This is a genomic window from Candidatus Phytoplasma pruni (assembly GCF_001277135.1).
GTDB lineage: Bacteria > Bacillota_I > Bacilli_A > Acholeplasmatales > Acholeplasmataceae > Phytoplasma > Phytoplasma pruni.
In genome coordinates, this window is the sequence record NZ_LHCF01000035.1 from 1 (window position 1) to 2,268 (window position 2,268).

Here is a 2,268-nt window from a genome sequence, read left to right on the forward strand (position 1 = left end):
ATTAACCATTTATTAAAATTCTTTTTTTGTTGTTATATTTTTATTATTACGATTCCAAAAAAATAATTTGTAATTTCTAAACAAACAAAAATAACCTTAATTAATACTAATTTATCCTCTATTAATGCCCCAAAAACTATTACTTTTAGATTTAAACTCTTTTTAAAAGTTGAAATAACACATTTAAACACCTATATCATCTTTTTCAAATCAATTATAAAAATTCATCTAAAAATATCATCAAAGAATTAATTTGCAAAATCAATCTTCATAAACTAGAAAACTTATAATTATACCAACTATAACCCAATTAGAACCAAATAAACTAGATAAATATAATAATCCTATCAAAACAAACTATAAGAAAAGTCTAAATATCATCTATTACCGACCAGAAGATTTAAAATATCTTCAATTATTCTTAACAAAAACCAAACAAGGTTATCGGGTGAAAAAGATACACCCTAAATATAAATATATTTTTCAAGACTGACAGTTTTATGACAGTTTGCCTCTTTGAATATTCTATATAAAATAAAAACTTTTTAAGGAGTGATATTTTATATCAACCAATATACTGCTAAAAGATTTAAAACTATTTTAAAACAAAAAGGTTATCAACAAAGTTTCTCCGATGTCGGTATTCCTTCTCAAAACGCTTGTATTGAGTCTTTTTGGGCTAATTTAAAAGGAGAAAAACTTTATTTAAGTGATTTAGAAAACATGAATACTAAAAAGATGAAAAACATGGTACACGAGTATATTATTTTTTATAACCAAAAGAGAATGATGAAAAGTTTAAAATATTTTTGGCCGCAATTATTAATCAAACAACCAACACAACCACATGGAAAGGCTATTTGATTTCCTTTTTAATTATCCTTGGACTTTTAAACTTCATTTACTTATGCTTCTTTAAAAAACCAAAAGAACCATCCAGTAAATACACAGGTCAATTAGTTCAAGAAATTAATAAAGCGATTGATAAGTACGATGAAATCATTAATGGTTATCAAGGATTAAAAGATAATTGGGAACAAGAATTACCCCAAGTAGAAACCAAATTAAAAGAACTCTATGAAGCTAAAGAAGCAACCCAAGAACAAAAAGCTAAAATTAAAGAAGTTTTAAATAAAAACGAAGATAAAATTAAAGCAATCAAAGAACAAATCAAAAATACATCAGGCAATATCACTATTTTAAAAGGTCAACTTCAACAAAAAGAAGCTGAATTAGTTAATAAAGAGAAAGATATTAAAACCAAAGAAGCAGAACTAAAAACAACAACTAACACCGATGATAAAAAACGTTTACAAGAAGAAATCTCAAAATTACAAGATGAAAAACTTGAATTAGTCGGACAAATAGAAGATATCGAACTCCAAATCGACCACTTAAAATCCGACCAAACAATGTACGAAAACATGTTATCAAGAACAGAAAACTTTAAAAAAATGTTAGAAGAACAATATAAAGATCTAACTGAAGGTGATAAAAAACTATATAACCAAATCCAATCCATTGAACAAAGGCGCACCGAAATCCGAAACAACATAGATGAAATAAACGAAAAAAAAGCAGCTATTGACGCAAGAATAGAAGGATTGCGAATAATGCAAACAGCAGCCGACGCTGCAAAAAGCGCTGCTGATGATTGGGATAAAAAACATGAATTTAGTTTTGGTAACCTTCGCGATGCTATTTTCAAAGGTGCTGATATGTGGTTGGATGCCTATGGTGGCCGCGGTATGTTAAAAGCCATTGGCGGCGGAATATTTAAAAAAACCGCTGGAACTATCGCAAAAGGCGGATTAATTGTTCACGAAGTTCACCGCGCAATCAGTTTAGCCCAAGATTTATTTCAAAAGGAAGACGGAACACCTAAAATGATGAGCAAAGAAACATATGACATCATTAGAAAAAGAATAGAAAAAGATTTAGATGAAGCCAAAGCCGACTATAAAGACGCTGAAAAGAAACTTGTAGAATATAAAAAACAAACCGACCAAAACCAAATAACTAATCAAATAGCTGATTCATACGATTTAAAAGAATCCATAAAAACAAAACGCTATTTACGAATCGGCGAATATCAAAAAATTGTCTATGAATTAGAAAAACAACAAAACGAAGTCTCTGATATCACGGATAAAAAGAAAAATAAAGGCGATTTACAAGAAAAATTAGAAAACAAAAACGTAGAAATAGATGCGAGAAAAGAAGAATTAAAACAAAAATCTCCCAACTACGCCAAAGTTCAAGAAAGAG

2 protein-coding genes and 1 pseudogene are annotated in these 2,268 nt (G+C 28.7%); all 3 read left to right on the forward strand.

What is annotated here, in order from left to right; translation table 11 throughout:
• Positions 1–78: 78 nt before the first annotated feature.
• Positions 79–493, forward strand: a pseudogene (locus CPX_RS03575) (hypothetical protein); the annotation flags it as partial.
• Positions 494–552: 59 nt separating this feature from the next.
• The gene (locus CPX_RS02770) at positions 553–864 is read left to right on the forward strand and encodes an integrase core domain-containing protein (protein ID WP_053521629.1); all 312 of its coding nucleotides are present in this window, start codon (positions 553–555) and stop codon (positions 862–864) included.
• Positions 810–2,268: coiled-coil domain-containing protein (locus tag CPX_RS02775; RefSeq protein WP_152907395.1), on the forward strand; the 1,459-nt coding region annotated here is incomplete at its 3' end. The genes CPX_RS02770 and CPX_RS02775, both read left to right, overlap by 55 nt.